The sequence below is a fragment of the Pseudomonas fluorescens genome, from assembly GCF_004683905.1.
Lineage (GTDB): Bacteria > Pseudomonadota > Gammaproteobacteria > Pseudomonadales > Pseudomonadaceae > Aquipseudomonas > Aquipseudomonas putida_A.
The window spans coordinates 5,697,165-5,713,621 of record NZ_CP038438.1 but is presented as its reverse complement, the minus strand read 5'-3'; the positions used below and the strand labels follow the sequence as shown (position 1 = coordinate 5,713,621).

Below are 16,457 nucleotides of genomic sequence, written 5' to 3'. Positions count from 1 at the left end.
GCTTGTTCACACCGTAATTCGGTTCATGTAATTGCCGAACGCCTGCAGATAGCGCGGGATCGGAATCAGGAAGGCGTCGTGGCCCTGTGGCGCGTCGATTTCCAGGTAGCTGACGTCTTTGCGTGCTGCCATCAGTGCGTCCACCAGTTCTCGCGAGCGAGCCGGGGAGAAGCGCCAGTCGGTGGTGAACGACATCACGCAGAACTTGGCGGTGGCGTTTTCGAAAGTTTTCGCCAGGTTATCGTCGAAGTTCGCCGCCGGATCGAAGTAGTCCAGTGCCTTTGTCATCAATAGGTAAGTGTTGGCATCGAAACGCCCGGAGAATTCTTCACCCTGATAGCGCAGGTAGCTTTCGACCTGGAACTCGACACTGTGGAAGTCGTAGTTGAGCTTTTCGCTCTTCAGGCCGCGGCCGAATTTCTCGCCCATCGAGTCGTCGGACAGGTAGGTGATGTGCCCGACCATCCGCGCCAGCATCAGCCCGCGCTTGGGGATCACCCCTTGTTCCTGGAACGAACCGCCGTGGAATTCCGGGTCGGTAAGGATCGCCTGGCGCGCCACTTCGTTGAAGGCGATGTTCTGCGCCGACAGCTTGGGCGCCGAGGCGATGGCCAGGCAGTGGCGCACGCGATCCGGGTAAGTGATGGTCCACTGCAAGGCCTGCATGCCGCCGAGGCTGCCGCCGATCACGGCGGCGAACTGGCGGATGGCGAGCCGATCGGCCAGACGCGCCTGACTGTGCACCCAGTCTTCGACGGTGAGCACCGGGAAATCGGCTCCGAACGGCTTGCCGGTCTCCGGGTTGATACTGCTCGGGCCGGTGGAGCCGTTGCAGCCGCCCAGATTGTTCAGGCTGACCACGAAGAACTTGTTGGTGTCGATCGGTTTGCCGGGGCCGATGCAACTGTCCCACCAACCGGGCTTGCGGTCGTCGGGGCTGTGATAGCCGGCAGCGTGATGATGACCAGACAAGGCGTGGCAGATCAGCACGGCGTTGCTCGCTTGCGCGTTCAGCGTGCCGTAGGTTTCGTAGATCAGGTCGTAGGCAGGCAGCGAACGGCCACAGGCCAGAGCCAGAGGTTCACTGAAGTGCGCCGTTTGCGGCGTCACCAGACCAACAGAATCGGGGGGAAAGGCAGCTGGCATCGACCCTGCTCTCGTTGAAATGAGGCGTAAGTCTAAAGACCGGGGGGGTTAGCGGCAAGCGGCCCTCACCCTAGCCCTCTCCCAGAGGTAGAGGGGACCGACCGAGGTGTTCTTTTGAGCTACACCGACCTGATCTATCCGGGCTGAACTCAGTTTCTGAAAACACCCTGGATCGGCTCCCTCTCCAGGGGGAGAGGGCTGGGGTGAGGGGTACAGACGCCGCAAAACTCAAGACAAGCGCCCAAACAACCCTGGCAACTCCGGCAGCTTCTTCGGCGCACAGATCTTCACCCGTTTCTGCCGGTTCAACTCGCCACTGAGCAAACTGACCTGACTCTTGGACACCCCAAACGCCTTGGCCAGAAAGCCCATCAGATACGCATTGGCCTTGCCCTCGACCGGCGGCGCGGTGAGGCGGATCTTCAGGCGGTCACCGTGCAGCCCGGCGAAATCATCGCTGCGGGCTGCCGGTTGCAGATGACATTCGAGGATCAAATCGTCCCCGTCCCAGCGAAACCAGCTCACATCAGCAGGCGCAGGATTTCCGGCATCATCGTCATCGCCGCCAGATTGTTGATCACCAGCATGTCGATCAGCTTCAGCGCGAGGAAGGCGAAGATCGGCGACAGGTCCAGACCGCCGAGGTTCGGCAGAATCTTGCGGAACGGTGCCAGCGCCGGCTCGCAGATCTGGTTGACCAGTTCAGCGCCCGGGTTGTGGCTGCCTGGGGCGACCCACGACAGGATCACGCTGATGATCAGGGCGAAGAAGAAGATCTTCAGGAACAGCGCGGTCACGCCGATGATCGACCAGATGAACAGCTGCAGCGGGTTACCGGTGGTGCCGTAGGTCAGCAGCAGGGTCAGGGCCATCAAGGCCAGTTGCACCAGAATTGCCAGCACCAGCGATGACATATCCAGGCCGAACAGGCTCGGGATGATCCGGCGCAGCGGCTTGAGCAGCGGCTGGGTGGCCTTGACCACGAACTGGCACAGCGGGTTGTAGAAGTTCGCGCGCACCAGTTGCAGGACGAAGCGCAACAGCACGATCAGCAGGTACAGGCTGCCGAGGGTTTGCAGCACGTAAACCGCTGCGGTGTTCAATCCAATCATGTAAGGCTCCTTATTTGCCCAGTTGTTCGGCCATTTCGGCCGAGCGGTGCGCGGCGGCGCCGAGTGCTTTTTCCACCAGGGCTTCGAAGCCATTAGCCTGGAATGATTTGATCGCGGCCTCTGTGGTGCCATTTGGCGACGTCACGCGGCGGCGCAGCTCGGCAGCGTCGACATCGCTGGATACCGCCATGTGCGAGGCGCCCAGCGCCGTTTGCAGGGTCAGTTGCTCGGCGATTTCCTTTGGCAGGCCGAGTTTGACGCCAGCAGCGGTCATCGCTTCGATCAGCAGGAAGAAGTACGCCGGGCCGGAACCGGAGACGGCGGTCACGGCATCGAGTTGCTGCTCTTCGTCCAGCCACAGCGCAATGCCCACGGCGGACAGCAGCTCTTCAGCCTGCTGACGCTGTTCGGCAGTCACTTCGCTGGTGGCGTACAAACCGCTGACGCCCTGACGCAGCAGCGCCGGGGTGTTCGGCATGCAGCGCACGATCGGCTGCTCGCCGAGCCAAGCAGTCATGCTCGCGCAGGTGATGCCGGCTGCGATCGACACCACCAGTTGCTGCGGTTTCAGGCTTGGACGGATGGCTTCGCACACGGCTTTCATCGCCTGTGGCTTGACCGCCAGCACGATCACGTCGACACCGTCGATGGCCTGGGCGTTGTCGGCGAAGGTTTCGATGCCGTGTTCGGCGCTGACGCGCGTTCGGGTCTCTTCGCCCGGATCGCTGGCGCGAATCTGGCTGGCTTGCAGACCCTTGGCCCGCAGGCCGCCGATCAGGCTGGCGGCCATGTTGCCGGCACCGATAAAGGCAATGCGTGTGTTGCTCATGTCAGGTCCTTTTTCAGATGGCTGTCGGTCATTGCTGACCGTAATCTCTGGCGCCAAACAGGGCGGTACCGATCCGCACCCAAGTGGCGCCTTGAACGATGGCCGACTCGAGGTCGTGGCTCATGCCCATGGAAAGTGTGTCGAGCGGCAGATTCAGGCTGGCCTGCAAACGTTGCACGGCAGCAAAAGCGGCGTCTTGTTCGGCGCGATCTTCGGTCGGCTCGGGAATCGCCATCAGCCCGCGCAGTTTCAATCGGGGCAGGGCGCTGATGGCCTCGGCCAGCGCCGGCAGGTCGGCCGGGGTGCAGCCGGACTTGCTCGCCTCACCACTGACGTTGACCTGAATGCAGATGTTCAGCGGCGGTAGCTCGGCCGGGCGCTGCTCGGACAGGCGTTGGGCGATTTTCAGGCGATCCACGGAGTGCACCCAGTCGAAATGCTCGGCAATGGCGCGAGTCTTGTTCGATTGAATGGGGCCGATGAAGTGCCAGATCAAGGGCAGGTCGGCCAGTTCGAGCTGTTTGCCCAAGGCTTCCTGCAGATAGTTCTCGCCGAAGTCACGCAGGCCGGCGGCGTAGGCTTCACGCAGGGCCTGCGCCGGTTTGGTCTTGCTCACGGCCAGCAACTGGATGCTGTGTTCATCGCGGTTTGCAGCTTTGGCCGCTGCCTGGATACGCGAACTAACCTGAAGAATGTTGTCTGCTATCGTGGACATCAAGAGGCGCCGGCGGTCTGAAGGTTCGCGGCATTCTACTGGAATTGAGGGACGCTATGGATATCACTGAACTGCTGGCGTTCAGCGCCAAACAGGGCGCTTCCGACCTGCACCTGTCGGCCGGTCTGCCGCCGATGATCCGCGTCGATGGCGATGTGCGGCGGATCAATCTGCCGGCGCTGGATCACAAGCAAGTGCACGAATTGATCTACGACATCATGAACGACACCCAGCGGGTCGACTTCGAGAAACACCTCGAAACGGATTTCTCGTTCGAAGTCCCCGGCGTGGCGCGCTTTCGGGTCAACGCGTTCAACCAGAACCGGGGCGCCGGCGCGGTGTTCCGCACCATTCCCTCGAAAGTGCTGAGCATGGAAGACCTCGGCATGGGCGATGTCTTTCGCAAGATCACCGATGCGCCGCGCGGGCTGGTGCTGGTGACCGGGCCGACCGGGTCCGGCAAATCCACCACGCTGGCGGCGATGATCGATTACCTCAATACCCATCGCCATCACCATATCCTCACCATCGAAGACCCGATCGAATTCGTCCACGAATCGCGCAAGTGCCTGATCAATCAGCGCGAAGTCCATCGCGATACCCGCAGCTTTGCCACGGCGCTGCGCTCGGCACTGCGCGAAGACCCGGACGTGATTCTGGTTGGCGAGATGCGCGACCTGGAAACCATTCGCCTCGCACTGACTGCCGCTGAAACCGGGCATCTGGTGTTCGGCACGCTGCACACGACGTCGGCCGCCAAGACCATCGACCGTGTTGTCGATGTGTTCCCGGGCGACGAGAAGTCCATGGTGCGTTCGATGCTGTCCGAGTCATTGCTGGCGGTGGTGTCGCAGACGCTGATCAAGAAGATCGGCGGCGGGCGGGTGGCAGCCCACGAGATCATGCTGGGAACATCGGCGATCCGGAACCTGATCCGCGAGGACAAGGTGGCGCAAATGTATTCGGCGATTCAGACCGGCGGGTCGTTGGGGATGCAGACACTCGACATGTGCCTGAAGGAGCTGGTGACCAAGGGCTTGATCAGCCGCGAGCATGCGCGGGAAAAGGCGCGTACGCCGGATAATTTTTAAGAGAGGCTTGTGTTGCTTTCACTGGCCTCTTCGCGAGCAAGCCCGCTCCCACATTCGAATGCATTCCAATGTGGGAGCGGGCTTGCTCGCGAAGGGGTCAGTACTGCTTGAGCAGATTCCGGATCAGTCGACTCAGCGCTGAACCACGCGCATCTGTTTGCCAGCCGGTTCTTTCGGCAGCACACGCTTGGCAACCACGTAATGCTGTTCCCAGTACGGCTTGTTCAGCGTATCGATGCTCACCGCTTTGCCACGGCGCGGGGCGTGGATGAAGCGGTCGTTGCCCAGGTAGATGGCAACGTGGTTGACCCGACGGCTCTTGATGTTGAAGAAAATCAGGTCGCCCGGCTTCAGATCCTTGCGTTCGACTTTCTCGCCATGCCCGCTGGCCATCGCGTTGGAGGTGCGTGGCAGGTCGAATGTGGCGTCGTTGAACGCATATTTCACCAGACCACTGCAATCGAACCCTTTACTTGGGCTGCTGCCGCCCCAACGGTAGGGAGTACCGAGGACGTTCACCGCACGGCTCAGGACGTTGCTGCTTTCCTTGTTGGCCATCGGTGGAACCAGCTTGCCGTGATTCTTGCTGGCGAGCGTGGTGTGTTTCGTTTGTTTGCTGCTCTTGCTCGAAGGAGCCGAAGCATGGGATTTAGGGGTGAAACCGTTAACGTTGGGAAGACGTTGCTCACGATTGGTGGCGTGGGCGGCCAGTGGCATTAATAGGCAAATAGTTAGCCATGTCTTGAAAAATGGTCGCATTAGGCGTGGCTCTTATGTGTTAGCGCGCAACTTTATAACAGCTTTTTTGTCCCTTCCGAGGCCGTTGGTCGATTCCATCGGAGGGCAACGGAACCAAACAAGCGGCAAACGGACGCAATTGTCGGACAGAAGTCCGGTGCTATAAGGCTTTGACGGACGACACGGTAACATTTGCCGTACGTCGGCTACATGTAAAAAAGTCACAAAGAATTAAAGAAAATTTATCTATCGAGTGAATCGAGGTCTTCATGAACCGCTATCAGCAGGTTGCTGCACCGCAGGATACGCACAGCAAAATCATCGGTTATCTGCTGTGGATTTTTGGTTTCACCGGCGCTCACCGCTTCTATTACGGCAAGCCGGTGACCGGGACGATCTGGTTCTTCACCTTCGGTCTGCTGGGCATTGGCTGGCTGATCGACGTGTTCCTGATCCCGGCAATGGATCGCGAGGCGGATCTGCGCTTCACCGCAGGGCCGATCGAATATAACGTGGCGTGGATTCTGCTGACGTTCCTGGGCGTTTTCGGCGTGCACCGGATGTACCAGGGCAAGTGGATCAGCGGGTTGCTGTATCTGCTGACCGGCGGGTTGTTCTTTATTGGTGTGCTGTATGACTTCTGGACACTGAATGATCAGGTCTCGGTGCGTAACGCGCAGAATCGCGGCGCCTTTCAGTAACCTGTGGCGAGGGGATTTATCCCCGATGGGGCGCGTAGCGGCCCTAAAACATTCAACCGCGGAGGAACTGAATCACCGCGGTTGTAGATTGAGGGCTGCTGCGCAGCCCATCGGGGATAAATCCCCTCGCCACAATGTCCCTCAGCAGCCGGTTACGCCTGGTGACTGATCCGCCCATCCACCAAGGTGTAGCGAACCACACCCGGCAGGGTGTGCCCAAGGAACGGGCAGTTCTCGCCCTTCGACAGCCAGCCTTCACCGGCCACGGTGGACGCCTTCGGATCGAACAGTACGATATCCGCCGCACCGCCCACCGCCAGTTTGCCCGCCGGCAGACGCAGTGCATCCGCAGGCCCGGCACTCAGGCGCGCCAGCAGGGTCGGCAGATCCAGCAAACCATCCTCAACCAGCGTCATCGCCAGCGGCAGCAGCAACTCCACACTGCTGATGCCCGGCTCGGTCGCGCCGAACGGTGCCAGTTTGGCGTCGCGTTCGTGCGGCTGGTGATGGCTGGAGATCGCCGAAATCACCCCGGACTTCACCGCTTCACGCAGGCCGTCGCGGTCGGCGCGGGTGCGCAGCGGCGGTTGCACGTGATACAGGCTGCTGAAGTCGATCAGCGCTTCATCGGTGAGGATCAACTGATACAGCGCGACATCCGCCGTCACCTTCAAACCACGGGCCTGCGCCTGAGCGATCAGGGCCACGCCGCGCGCGCTGGTCAGTTGGCTGAAGTGCGCGCGCACGCCGGTCTGCTCGACCAGCAGCAGATCGCGAGCCAGAGCCACGGTTTCCGCGGTTTCCGGAATCCCCGGCAGGCCGAGGAAACTGGCGACCGCGCCTTCATGGGCCAGACCGCCATCCGCCAGATCGTGATCCTGCGAATTGAAAATCACTGTCAGGTCGAAGGTCGCCGCGTATTCCAGCGCCCGGCACAGGGTGCGGGTGTTGCGGAAACTCTCCAGACCGTTGCCGAACGCCACACAACCGGCGTCGCGCAGCGCCACCAGTTCGGCCAGTTGCTCGCCGTCCAGGCCTTTGCTCAGTGCGCCAATCGGGAACACTTTGGTGTTGCCGGCCTCACGGGCGCGGTCGAGGATCAGTTCGGCCACGGCCGAGGTGTCGAGCACCGGTTTGGTCTTCGGCGGGCAGCACAGACTGGTCACGCCGCCGGCCGCCGCTGCGCGGGTTTCGCTGGCGATGCTGCCTTTGCGGCTGTAGCCCGGCTCGCGCAGAGCCACGTTAAGGTCGACCAGGCCCGGTGCTGCAACCAGACCGCTGGCGTCGATGGTTTCCACAGCGGTGAAACCGGCCGGTGCGGCGCCGAGGGCGACGATCTTGCAGGCTTCAACGTGGATGTCGGTGATTTGATCCAGGCCGCTGCTTGGATCGATGACGCGGGCGCCGAGAATGCTGAGCTTCACTGGGCGTTCTCCTGCTCGAATTGACGTTGCGCTGTTTGCCCGCTCATGGCCATCGACAGCACGGCCATGCGGATGGCGATGCCGTAGGTGACTTGATTGAGGATCACCGAATGCGGGCCGTCGGCCACCGCCGACTCGATCTCTACCCCACGGTTGATCGGCCCTGGGTGCATGACGATGCAATCGGGTTTGGCCCCGGCCAGACGCGCGGTGGTCAGGCCGAACAGGCGGTAGAACTCGCCTTCGCTCGGTAGCAGGCCGCCGGTCATGCGCTCACGCTGCAGGCGCAGCATGATCACCACGTCGACGTCCTTCAGGCCTTCGTTCATGTCGGTGTAGACCTTGACGCCGTACTGCTCGATGCCGATCGGCAGCAGGGTCTTCGGCGCGATCACGCGGATGTCCGGGCAGCCGAGGGTCTTCAGCGCGAGCATGTTCGAGCGCGCCACCCGCGAGTGCAGGATGTCGCCGACGATCGCCACCGAGAGGTTTTCGAAACCGCCCTTGTGCCGACGGATGGTGAGCATGTCGAGCATGCCTTGGGTCGGGTGCGCGTGACGGCCGTCGCCGCCGTTGATGATTGCCACCTGCGGGCAGACGTGTTCGGCGATGAAGTGTGCGGCGCCGGAGTCACCGTGGCGCACCACGAACATGTCGGCGGCCATCGCTTCGAGATTGCGCAGGGTGTCGAGCAGGGTTTCACCTTTGCTGGCCGACGAGGTCGACACGTTCAGGGTGATCACGTCCGCCGACAGCCGCTGGGCCGCCAGTTCGAAGGTGGTGCGGGTGCGGGTGGAGTTTTCGAAGAACACGTTGCACACGGTCTTGCCGCGCAGCAACGGGACCTTCTTCACCGCCCGGGCACCGACTTCGAGGAACGAGTCGGCAGTGTCGAGGATTTCCGTCAGCAACTCGCGGCGCAGGCCATCGAGCGAGAGGAAGTGGCGCAGCTGGCCCTGATCATTGAGCTGCAGCGGGCGCTTGGTATCTAGAGGCGTCATCGCGAGGGGGACTCTCAATAAGGGCGGGTTAGGAATTCAGGTCTTGCAGTTCGAGCGTCAGCGGCTCCGGGCCGGACAGCTTGACCCGCTCATTGGCGGCCAGCGACAGGGTCGCACCCACCACGTTCGGGCGGATCGGCAGTTCGCCAGCGTCCAGATCGAGCAGGCAGACCAGGGTCACGCTGGCCGGGCGGCCGTAGTCGAACAATTCGTTCATGGCGGCGCGGATGGTCCGGCCGCTCATCAATACGTCATCGATCAGCACCAGGTGCTGGCCTTCGATCTCGAAGGGCAGGGCCGACGGGCGCACTTGCGGGTGCAGGCCGTTCTGGCTGAAGTCGTCGCGGTAGAAGGAAACATCCAGCGTGCCCAGCGGCGCGTCGCTGGCCAATTCCTTGAGCAGGGCCTGCGCGACCCAGATGCCGCCGGTGCGGATGCCAATGTAACGCGGTTCGCTGATATCACGCTGTGCAAGGTGCGCCTTGAGGCGGGTCGCCATCTGGCTGATCAGATCGGCGGGATTGGGCAGGCTCATGGATGCTCCTTCGTGATTCCGAGCCGCGTCCTGCCGGACGTGGCTGGGTTTATAACCAAAAGAAAAGCGCCGAAGCGCTTGTCAGGATTCAAACAATGCAGTGTTTTCATCGAGCCAGCCCTGCAACAGCAGGGCGGCGGCGATGGCGTCCACCGGGTTGTCGCGGTAACTGCCTTTCTGCCCGCCGCGCACCAGTCGCTCACCCTTGGCTTCAAAGGTGGTCAGGCGTTCGTCGTGGGTATAGAAGGGCACATTGAAGCGGCCATTGAGACGGCGGGCGAATTTCTCCGCGCGCAGGCACATCTCGCTGGGCGTACCGTCCATGTTCAGCGGCAGGCCGACCACCACGGCGTCGGGTTTCCATTCCTTGAACAGCGCTTCGACCTGATTCCAGTCGGGCACGCCGTTCTGCGCTTTCAGGGTGCACAGCTCGCGGGCCTGGCCGGTAATCACCTGGCCGACCGCAACGCCGATCTGTTTGGTGCCGTAATCGAAGCCGAGAATCAGGCGCAGGGCCATCAGGCGTGCCCCGCCTGACTGGTCAGCAGGCTGAGGTTGATCCCCAGATGCCGTGCCGCCGCTTCCAGACGCAGCTCGCTGCTGGTGTTGAACAGGATGTCGGCGTCGTACGGGCAGGTCAGCCAGGCGTTGTCGGCCAGTTCGGCCTCCAGTTGCCCGGCTTCCCAACCGGCATAACCAAGGGTGATTACGCTTTTCGCCGGGCCTACGCCGTCGGCGATGGCGAACAGCACGTCCTGCGAGGTGGACAGCGCCAGATCCCCGTCAAGCTCAACGGTGGCCTGAAAGGTCTTGCCCGACGGGTGCAGGACGAAACCGCGATCGGTCTGCACCGGGCCACCAATGAAGATCGGCACATGCTGGCACAGCGCTGGCGGGTCGATGTCCGGGCGCAGTTGTTCAAGAATGTCAGCCAGATTCAGCTCTTGCGGTCGATTGACCACCAGCCCCATGGCGCCATTGGCCGTGTGCTCGACGATGTAGGTCAAGGTGTGGGCAAAGTTCGGGTCGGCCATGTGTGGCATGGCGATCAGGAAGTGATGCTTGAGGTAGCTGGGGCTGACGTTTTTCATGAGCGATAGTGTGGCGTCGTAGGGGCAAACTGACAAGCTGACGATCAGAGAACAACGCAGATCCATTGTTGAAGCTGAACCTTTGTGGTGAGGGGATTTATCCCCGATGGGGCGCGAAGCGGCCCTGAATCCATTGACGTGATATGCCTGACATACCGCGCATGCTGGTTTTGCGACTGCTTCGCAGCCGATCGGGGATAAATCCCCTCACCAAAAAAACTGTATGCCGGCGGTCAGTTGCTGGAAAGCTTGTCGCCCCGGGCGAATTTCCAGGTGCGGATGATTTCCAGTCGGTCGATATCCGACAGATCGCCGGTAAACGGTGCAAACGGTGCCGCCAGCCGGACGATGCGCTGCGCCGCCTGATCCAGCAGCGGCTGGCCGGAGGATTCCAGCACCAGCACTTCATACAGCGAGCCGTCGCGGTTGATCGAAACCATCAGGCGCAGGTTGCCGTAAATCTGCTTGCGCCGCGCTTCTTCCGGGTAATTGAGGTTGCCGATGCGCTCGACCTTCTTGCGCCAGTCGTCCTTGTACCAGGCGCCCTTGTCGCGCATGGTCGAGGCGGCGCTCAAGCGGTGAATCCGCGGGCGCTTGGCGTACAACTGTTGTTCGTTGGCCAGTTCCGCTTCGAGGCTGGCGATGTCGCTGGACAACTGCGAGCTGTCGAATGTCGGCGCGTTGACCGCGGGTTTGGTCTCGGTTTTGGTTTCTTCTTTCTTGGTCGGCGCCTTTTGCTGTTTCGGCGCCACGGTGGTCACCGCAGCCTTGGGCGCCGCTTCGCGTACTTCCGGTTTGGCGGCCGGGGGCGGGGTGACCTTCTTGACCTGATTGTCCTGGAACGGCGCGACCTCGGTGGTCTTGGGAATCGCCTTCTTGTCGAGGGTGCCGCTGCCTTCCTGGTTTTCCTGAGCGAGGAAGTCAGCCTTTTTCGGCTTGGTTTCGCTCTTGAAGGTGGCGAGGGTGATTTCCAGGGTTTTGCTGATCTGCTTGGGCTCGACCATGGTGAAGCCAACGCCAAGCAGCAGCGCCAAATGAATCAGCGCCGCGAGAAACAGGGTAAATCCGAGGCGATCGGCCGGGCGCACGCCACGGTGGGCGAGTTCTGCGGGCAGATCGGACGGGAGGGTCATGACAAGAAAACCAACATCGCGTTTTTCAGAGGCTGCGCATGATAACGCAATGTTGGTTTCGCGCCTTGGGCTTCACGCTTCAAGCGACAAGCTGCATGTGACACACGTCAAGCTTGCGGCTTTTTGCCGGCGGCTTGCAGCTTCTTGTCGATGGCATCCATCAGCATGCCGCCGATGTCGGTACCGAAAGCATTGTCGATCTCGCGGATGCAGGTCGGGCTGGTGACGTTGATTTCGGTGAGGTTTTCGCCGATCACATCGAGGCCAACGAACAGCAGGCCTTTCTCGCGCAGAGTCGGGCCGACTTGCGCGGCAATCCAGCGATCCTTGTCAGTCAGCGGCCGCGCTTCACCACGACCACCGGCCGCGAGGTTGCCACGGGTTTCGCCTTGAGCCGGAATTCGCGCCAGGCAGTAATCCACCGGCTCGCCGTCGATCATCAGGATGCGTTTGTCGCCGTCCTTGATTGCCGGCAGGTAGGCCTGGCCCATGATCTGCTGATTGCCGAGGGCGGTCAGGGTTTCCAGAATCACCGACAGGTTCGGGTCGCCGGCGCGGTGACGGAAAATCGAAGTGCCACCCATGCCGTCCAGCGGCTTGAGGATTACGTCGCCATGCTTGGCGGCGAATTCACGCAGCACATCGGCGCGGCGGCTGACGATGGTCGGCGGGGTGCACTGCGGGAACAGCGTGGCGAACAGTTTTTCGTTGCAGTCGCGCAGGCTCTGCGGCTTGTTGACCACCAGCACGCCAGCGGTTTCGGCCTGTTCCAGCAAGTAGGTGGAGTAGACGAACTCCATGTCGAACGGCGGATCCTTGCGCATCAGGATCACGTCCAGATCGCTCAGCAGGTTGTCCTGCTCGGCGTCCAGTTCGAACCATTTTTCCGGGTTGGCGAAGACTTTCAGCGGCTTCATGCGCGCCCGGGCCTGACCTTCGGCCTGATACAGGTCGCGCTGCTCCATGTAGAACAGTTCCCAGCCACGTTTCTGCGCGGCCAGCAGCATGGCCAGCGAGCTATCCTTTTTATAGGAAATGCTGGCGATAGGGTCCATGACAATCCCGACGCGAACGCTCATTGGGTTTTCCTCGAAAATTGGCTACCGGATCGGTATTGAAAAAGTGCCGCCAGAGTGGCGCTGGCAGGGTTTTCGGTCAAGGAAAAACCCGTCGATAGATTGCATCTGGAGACTGTGCTAAAAAGGCTGGCATAGCGTGCTGGCCCTTGAGCATCAAGGGTTTCCAGCCATTACTCATCGCAAAACGGACAATTTGATTCGCAAAGGCGACGGTAGACCCCTCTTATGGAACAGCAGTCCAGCGCCTTGAAGGTCATGGTGATCGATGACTCGAAAACGATTCGTCGCACCGCCGAAACGCTGTTGAAAAATGTGGGCTGCGAAGTCATCACGGCGATCGATGGCTTCGACGCTTTGGCGAAGATCGCCGACCACCACCCCGGGATCATTTTTGTCGACATCATGATGCCGCGTCTGGATGGTTATCAGACCTGCGCTTTAATCAAGAACAACAGTGCGTTCAAGGCCACGCCGGTGATCATGCTGTCGTCGCGTGACGGGCTGTTCGACAAGGCCAAGGGGCGGATTGTCGGTTCTGATCAATTTTTGACCAAGCCTTTCAGCAAGGAAGAGCTGCTTGACGCGATTCAGGCCCATGTTCCGGGCTTCGCCGCCGTTTTGCCGCAGTAGACACGTACAGTGACGCTCGGCCAGCGGGCCGGGAGTCGACAAGAAAAATGGGGAAGACCATGGCACGTATCCTGATCGTCGATGATTCGCCGACTGAAATGTACAAACTCACCGGCATGCTGGAAAAGCACGGCCATGAAGTGCTCAAGGCCGAAAACGGCGCCGACGGCGTGGCCCTGGCCCGTCAGGAAAAACCCGACGCCGTGCTGATGGACATCGTCATGCCCGGCCTCAACGGCTTCCAGGCCACCCGGCAACTGACCAAGGATGCCGAGACCAGCCATATTCCGGTGATCATCATCACCACCAAGGATCAGGAAACCGATAAGGTTTGGGGCACGCGCCAGGGCGCGAAGGATTACCTGACCAAACCGGTCGAAGAAGACATGCTGATCAAGACCCTGAACAACGTGCTGGCCGGTTGATCGCGCGGCCATGAACCAGTCGCTGACCGCGTTCGAGCTGCTGTGGCAGATCGACCAGCGCTGCCGTCTGCTGGCGGCGGACCTGCCGTCGCAGCCCGGCCGTCAGGATCGCTGGAGCGGCATCGGTTTTCGCCTCGGCGAGCATTGGTACGTGACGCCGATGGGCGAAGTCAGCGAAGTGCTGCACGAACCGCGCTGCACTCAGTTGCCCGGGGTCAAGCCGTGGGTCAAAGGGGTGGCTAACCTGCGTGGGCGCTTGCTGCCGATCATGGACCTGTGCGGCTTTTTCGGTCACGAGCTGTCGCCGCTGCGCAAGCAGCGCAGGGTATTGGTGGTGGAGCACAACGACGTGTTCGCCGGGCTGCTGGTGGATGAGGTGTTCGGTTTGCAGCACTTCGAGCAGGACAGCTTCGAACCGATCTCGATCAGCAAGCGCCAGGGCTCAAAGGCCGAGTTCGTCAAAGGCTATTTCCGGCGTGAGCAGAACTGGCGAGTGTTCAGCCTGTTTGCGCTGGCCAAATCGCCGGTGTTCATGAGCGTCGCGATATAGCCGAAGCACCAGATATCTATGGGGTGGGGGTCTGTGGCGAGGGGATTTATCCCCGATGGTTGGCTAAGCCAACCCAAAACCTGCATTCGCGATGTGCCAGATACAACTCAGTATTGGGGCCGCTGCGCGACCCATCGGGGATAAATCCCCTCACCACAAATCCCACAGTGGACCGTGGCAGGTTTCATAGGCGAGGACCGATGACAAAGGCAAAAACAGGCAAATCGGCGGAAGGGTCGCGCAGTCGCTCGCAGATCATCGTGCTGTTCATCGCACTGATCGTGTTCATCATGCTGCTGTTCGCCAACTTCGCCTACCTCAACACCCAGGCCAACTACGACAAGCAGTACATCGGCCACGCCGGTGAGCTGCGCGTGCTGTCGCAACGCATCGCCAAGAACGCCACCGAAGCGGCTGCCGGGAAGTCGGCAGCGTTCAAGCTGCTGAGCGATGCGCGCAACGATTTTGCCCAGCGCTGGGGTTACCTGAAGAAGGGCGACCCGGCCACCGGCCTGCCGCCCGCGCCGGCCACCGTGCGCCCGGAAATGCGCGCGGTGCAGCTGGATTGGGAACGCCTGCTGAAAAACACCGACGCGATTCTCTCCAGCGAGCAGACCGTGCTCTCGCTGCATCAGGTCGCCGCGACCCTGGCTGAAACCGTGCCGCAGTTGCAGATCGAATACGAAAAAGTCGTCGAGATCCTCCTGCAGCGCGGCGCGCCGGCAGCGCAGGTGGCGATGGCCCAACGCCAATCGCTGCTGGCCGAGCGCATCCTCGGTGCGGTCAACACCGTGCTGGCCGGCGACGAAAATTCGCAGCAGGCCGCCGATGCGTTTGGCCGCGATGCCACCCGTTTCGGTCAGGTGCTCAACGGCATGCTGCAGGGCAACCCGACCCTGAAAATCAGCCAGGTCGAAGACCGCGATGCCCGTGCGCGCCTGAGTGAAATTTCCGAGCTGTTCCAGTTCGTCTCCGGCTCGGTGGATGAAATCCTCGAAACCTCGCCAGAACTGTTCAAGGTCCGTGAATCGGCGAGCAACATTTTCAGCCTGTCGCAGACCCTGCTCGACGAGGCCTCGCACCTCGCCAGCGGTTTCGAAAACCTTGCCGGCGGGCGTAACACCGACACCATCGGCGGTTACGTGCTGGGCTTGCTGGCGCTGGCCTCGATCATCCTGATCGGCATGGTCATGGTTCGTGAAACCAACCGCCAGTTGCGCGAGACCGCCGAGAAGAACGAGCGCAACCAGAACGCGATCATGCGCCTGCTCGACGAGATCGAAGACCTCGCCGACGGTGACCTGACCGTAACCGCCTCGGTGACCGAAGACTTCACCGGGACCATCGCCGATTCGATCAACTACTCGGTCGACCAACTGCGCGATCTGGTCGCGACCATCAACCTCACCGCTGGCCAGGTCGCCGCCGCCGTGCAGGAAACCCAGGCCACCGCCATGCACCTGGCCCAGGCCTCGGAGCATCAGGCGCAGCAGATTTCCGAAGCCTCGACCGCGATCAGCGACATGGCTCAGTCGATCGATCAGGTCTCGGCCAACGCCGCTGAATCCTCGGCGGTGGCCGAGCGTTCGGTGGAAATCGCCAACAAGGGCAACGAGGTGGTGCACAACACCATCCACGGCATGGACAACATCCGCGAACAGATTCAGGACACCGCCAAACGCATCAAGCGTCTGGGCGAGTCGTCGCAGGAAATCGGCGACATCGTCAGCCTGATCGACGACATTGCCGACCAGACCAACATCCTCGCGCTCAACGCGGCGATTCAGGCGTCGATGGCCGGGGATGCCGGACGCGGTTTTGCCGTGGTCGCCGACGAAGTGCAGCGGCTGGCCGAACGTTCGTCCGCCGCCACCCGGCAGATCGAAACCCTGGTGCGGGCGATTCAGACCGACACCAACGAAGCGGTGATTTCCATGGAGCAGACCACCACCGAAGTGGTGCGCGGCGCGCGACTGGCGCAGGATGCCGGAGTGGCACTGGAAGAAATCGAAGGCGTTTCGAAAACCCTCGCCGCGTTGATTCAAAGCATCTCCAACGCGGCGCAGCAGCAGACCTCGTCGGCCGGGCAGATCTCGCTGACGATGAACGTGATTCAGCAGATCACCACGCAGACCTCGTCCGGCTCCACCGCCACCGCCGAGAGCATCGGCAATCTGGCGAAAATGGCCAGTCAGCTGCGCCGTTCGGTATCCGGTTTCACCTTGCCGTCGGCGTCCGCGACGGACAAGGCGTGAGT

General features: G+C 61.4%; 19 protein-coding genes. 6 read left to right on the top strand and 13 right to left on the bottom strand.

Features of this window, described 5'->3' with window-relative positions:
* Positions 1-6: 6 nt before the first annotated feature.
* From metX to E4T63_RS26440, 5 genes are all read right to left on the bottom strand, one after another.
* Positions 7-1,146 (bottom strand): homoserine O-succinyltransferase MetX, encoded by a 1,140-nt coding sequence (gene metX, locus E4T63_RS26460; protein ID WP_135296760.1) that lies wholly within the window; start codon positions 1,144-1,146, stop codon positions 7-9.
* 228 nt (positions 1,147-1,374) lie between these two features.
* Positions 1,375-1,671, bottom strand: a complete 297-nt coding sequence (locus tag E4T63_RS26455; RefSeq protein WP_135296759.1) for a DUF167 domain-containing protein — start codon at positions 1,669-1,671, stop codon at positions 1,375-1,377.
* Positions 1,668-2,258 carry a YggT family protein gene (locus E4T63_RS26450; RefSeq protein WP_041063533.1) on the bottom strand — a complete coding sequence of 197 codons (591 nt, stop codon included), beginning with the start codon at positions 2,256-2,258 and terminating at the stop codon, positions 1,668-1,670. The genes E4T63_RS26455 and E4T63_RS26450 overlap by 4 nt, the downstream gene beginning before the upstream one ends.
* 10 nt (positions 2,259-2,268) lie before the next feature.
* Positions 2,269-3,087, bottom strand: coding sequence for a pyrroline-5-carboxylate reductase (proC, locus tag E4T63_RS26445; protein ID WP_135296758.1), 819 nt, complete (start codon positions 3,085-3,087; stop codon positions 2,269-2,271).
* A gap of 28 nt (positions 3,088-3,115) precedes the next feature.
* Positions 3,116-3,802 (bottom strand): YggS family pyridoxal phosphate-dependent enzyme, encoded by a 687-nt coding sequence (locus tag E4T63_RS26440; RefSeq protein ID WP_098966066.1) that lies wholly within the window; start codon positions 3,800-3,802, stop codon positions 3,116-3,118.
* Between the two features lie 56 nt (positions 3,803-3,858).
* Between E4T63_RS26440 and E4T63_RS26435 the strand changes: the two genes are divergently transcribed.
* Positions 3,859-4,893, top strand: coding sequence for a type IV pilus twitching motility protein PilT (locus E4T63_RS26435; protein ID WP_003229114.1), 1,035 nt, complete (start codon positions 3,859-3,861; stop codon positions 4,891-4,893).
* 132 nt (positions 4,894-5,025) lie between these two features.
* On the opposite strand, the gene E4T63_RS26425 is transcribed toward E4T63_RS26435, so the two are convergent.
* The gene (locus tag E4T63_RS26425; protein ID WP_003229112.1) at positions 5,026-5,652 is read right to left on the bottom strand and encodes a C40 family peptidase; all 627 of its coding nucleotides are present in this window, start codon (positions 5,650-5,652) and stop codon (positions 5,026-5,028) included.
* Between the two features lie 248 nt (positions 5,653-5,900).
* On the opposite strand from E4T63_RS26425, the gene E4T63_RS26420 reads away from it, so the two are divergent.
* On the top strand, positions 5,901-6,332 hold the full coding sequence (locus tag E4T63_RS26420) for an NINE protein (protein ID WP_007964113.1): 432 nt from the start codon (positions 5,901-5,903) through the stop codon (positions 6,330-6,332).
* Positions 6,333-6,484: 152 nt separating this feature from the next.
* Here E4T63_RS26420 and E4T63_RS26415 read toward each other — a convergent pair whose 3' ends face one another.
* The 7 genes from E4T63_RS26415 to gshB form a co-directional block, all read right to left on the bottom strand.
* A complete protein-coding gene (locus E4T63_RS26415; RefSeq protein WP_098966064.1) occupies positions 6,485-7,756 on the bottom strand; it encodes a dihydroorotase in 1,272 nt (423 codons plus the stop codon).
* Positions 7,753-8,757 (bottom strand): aspartate carbamoyltransferase catalytic subunit, encoded by a 1,005-nt coding sequence (locus E4T63_RS26410; RefSeq protein WP_003229107.1) that lies wholly within the window; start codon positions 8,755-8,757, stop codon positions 7,753-7,755. Before E4T63_RS26410 ends, E4T63_RS26415 begins: the two co-directional genes overlap by 4 nt.
* 28 nt (positions 8,758-8,785) lie before the next feature.
* Complete coding sequence (pyrR, locus tag E4T63_RS26405; protein ID WP_027610583.1) at positions 8,786-9,292, bottom strand: bifunctional pyr operon transcriptional regulator/uracil phosphoribosyltransferase PyrR; 507 nt, start codon at positions 9,290-9,292, stop codon at positions 8,786-8,788.
* 81 nt (positions 9,293-9,373) lie between these two features.
* Complete coding sequence (gene ruvX / locus E4T63_RS26400) at positions 9,374-9,811, bottom strand: Holliday junction resolvase RuvX (protein WP_003229101.1); 438 nt, start codon at positions 9,809-9,811, stop codon at positions 9,374-9,376.
* On the bottom strand, positions 9,811-10,383 hold the full coding sequence (locus E4T63_RS26395) for a YqgE/AlgH family protein (protein WP_041063515.1): 573 nt from the start codon (positions 10,381-10,383) through the stop codon (positions 9,811-9,813). Before E4T63_RS26395 ends, ruvX begins: the two co-directional genes overlap by 1 nt.
* A gap of 233 nt (positions 10,384-10,616) precedes the next feature.
* Positions 10,617-11,516, bottom strand: a complete 900-nt coding sequence (locus E4T63_RS26390; protein ID WP_007964106.1) for an energy transducer TonB — start codon at positions 11,514-11,516, stop codon at positions 10,617-10,619.
* Between the two features lie 107 nt (positions 11,517-11,623).
* Positions 11,624-12,595 (bottom strand): glutathione synthase, encoded by a 972-nt coding sequence (gene gshB, locus E4T63_RS26385; protein WP_095137531.1) that lies wholly within the window; start codon positions 12,593-12,595, stop codon positions 11,624-11,626.
* A gap of 225 nt (positions 12,596-12,820) precedes the next feature.
* Between gshB and pilG the strand changes: the two genes are divergently transcribed.
* The 4 genes from pilG to E4T63_RS26365 all read left to right on the top strand — a co-directional run bounded on the left by pilG (position 12,821) and on the right by E4T63_RS26365 (position 16,455).
* Positions 12,821-13,225, top strand: a complete 405-nt coding sequence (pilG, locus tag E4T63_RS26380) for a twitching motility response regulator PilG (RefSeq protein WP_003229093.1) — start codon at positions 12,821-12,823, stop codon at positions 13,223-13,225.
* A 59-nt stretch (positions 13,226-13,284) separates the two neighbouring features.
* On the top strand, positions 13,285-13,650 hold the full coding sequence (pilH, locus tag E4T63_RS26375) for a twitching motility response regulator PilH (protein WP_025109154.1): 366 nt from the start codon (positions 13,285-13,287) through the stop codon (positions 13,648-13,650).
* 10 nt (positions 13,651-13,660) lie between these two features.
* The gene (locus tag E4T63_RS26370; protein ID WP_007964098.1) at positions 13,661-14,200 is read left to right on the top strand and encodes a chemotaxis protein CheW; all 540 of its coding nucleotides are present in this window, start codon (positions 13,661-13,663) and stop codon (positions 14,198-14,200) included.
* 200 nt (positions 14,201-14,400) lie between these two features.
* Positions 14,401-16,455 (top strand): methyl-accepting chemotaxis protein, encoded by a 2,055-nt coding sequence (locus E4T63_RS26365; RefSeq protein WP_027610585.1) that lies wholly within the window; start codon positions 14,401-14,403, stop codon positions 16,453-16,455.
* Positions 16,456-16,457 lie beyond the last annotated feature (2 nt).

What these genes read in the sequence shown, in the direction of transcription:
- metX (WP_135296760.1), bottom strand. Translation starts at nt 1,146, where the DNA reads ATGCCAGCTGCCTTTCCCCCCGATTCTGTTGGTCTGGTGACGCCGCAA.
- E4T63_RS26450 (WP_041063533.1), bottom strand. Translation starts at nt 2,258, where the DNA reads ATGATTGGATTGAACACCGCAGCGGTTTACGTGCTGCAAACCCTCGGC.
- proC (WP_135296758.1), bottom strand. Translation starts at nt 3,087, where the DNA reads ATGAGCAACACACGCATTGCCTTTATCGGTGCCGGCAACATGGCCGCC.
- E4T63_RS26440 (WP_098966066.1), bottom strand. Translation starts at nt 3,802, where the DNA reads ATGTCCACGATAGCAGACAACATTCTTCAGGTTAGTTCGCGTATCCAG.
- E4T63_RS26435 (WP_003229114.1), top strand. Translation starts at nt 3,859, where the DNA reads ATGGATATCACTGAACTGCTGGCGTTCAGCGCCAAACAGGGCGCTTCC.
- E4T63_RS26425 (WP_003229112.1), bottom strand. Translation starts at nt 5,652, where the DNA reads ATGCGACCATTTTTCAAGACATGGCTAACTATTTGCCTATTAATGCCA.
- E4T63_RS26420 (WP_007964113.1), top strand. Translation starts at nt 5,901, where the DNA reads ATGAACCGCTATCAGCAGGTTGCTGCACCGCAGGATACGCACAGCAAA.
- E4T63_RS26410 (WP_003229107.1), bottom strand. Translation starts at nt 8,757, where the DNA reads ATGACGCCTCTAGATACCAAGCGCCCGCTGCAGCTCAATGATCAGGGC.
- pyrR (WP_027610583.1), bottom strand. Translation starts at nt 9,292, where the DNA reads ATGAGCCTGCCCAATCCCGCCGATCTGATCAGCCAGATGGCGACCCGC.
- ruvX (WP_003229101.1), bottom strand. Translation starts at nt 9,811, where the DNA reads ATGGCCCTGCGCCTGATTCTCGGCTTCGATTACGGCACCAAACAGATC.
- E4T63_RS26395 (WP_041063515.1), bottom strand. Translation starts at nt 10,383, where the DNA reads ATGAAAAACGTCAGCCCCAGCTACCTCAAGCATCACTTCCTGATCGCC.
- E4T63_RS26390 (WP_007964106.1), bottom strand. Translation starts at nt 11,516, where the DNA reads ATGACCCTCCCGTCCGATCTGCCCGCAGAACTCGCCCACCGTGGCGTG.
- gshB (WP_095137531.1), bottom strand. Translation starts at nt 12,595, where the DNA reads ATGAGCGTTCGCGTCGGGATTGTCATGGACCCTATCGCCAGCATTTCC.
- pilG (WP_003229093.1), top strand. Translation starts at nt 12,821, where the DNA reads ATGGAACAGCAGTCCAGCGCCTTGAAGGTCATGGTGATCGATGACTCG.
- pilH (WP_025109154.1), top strand. Translation starts at nt 13,285, where the DNA reads ATGGCACGTATCCTGATCGTCGATGATTCGCCGACTGAAATGTACAAA.
- E4T63_RS26370 (WP_007964098.1), top strand. Translation starts at nt 13,661, where the DNA reads ATGAACCAGTCGCTGACCGCGTTCGAGCTGCTGTGGCAGATCGACCAG.
- E4T63_RS26365 (WP_027610585.1), top strand. Translation starts at nt 14,401, where the DNA reads ATGACAAAGGCAAAAACAGGCAAATCGGCGGAAGGGTCGCGCAGTCGC.